This window comes from Achromobacter pulmonis, assembly GCF_002885955.2.
In the GTDB taxonomy this organism is placed as follows: Bacteria; Pseudomonadota; Gammaproteobacteria; order Burkholderiales; family Burkholderiaceae_B; genus Achromobacter; species Achromobacter pulmonis_A.
Window position 1 is genome coordinate 1 of record NZ_POQS01000079.1, and the last position, 410, is coordinate 410.

Here is a 410-nt window from a genome sequence, read left to right on the forward strand (position 1 = left end):
CGGTATCGCGCGGGCGGCCAGACCGACCAGGCCGCGAGACACGGACAGAAGCCCGCCAAGGAATGAGGCTGTAAGACGCGCACCAACAACAACAGCGGTGTAGCCCAGCTTCAGCAGCGAAGCCACCACAAGCAGGATTGACACAATCAAACGGGTGGCCATGACCGCAGCCACACCGCCCAGCAAGTTACCGAATCCACCGACTCGCTCGGCAACCCACGACACAGCATTGCCAATTGGGCGCAGCATTGACCAGAACTCGCGCAGACCCTCCAGGATGCGCTGCGATATGGCCTCTCGGTTGGCGCGGCCCAGCTCGCCCATGCGCTTGGCCCACTCGGTGACGGCCGGCAGCAGCGCGCCCACCACCGACGTGCGGATGCCGGTCAGCATTTGCTGCAAGTCGCCCA

General features: G+C 64.6%; 1 protein-coding gene. It reads right to left on the reverse strand.

Translation table 11 applies throughout. The features are described 5' to 3' along the window. The coding region (locus C1I89_RS33840; RefSeq protein WP_219929645.1) for a hypothetical protein at nt 1-393 on the reverse strand (393 nt) is incomplete at its 3' end. Nucleotides 394-410: the final 17 nt, after the last annotated feature.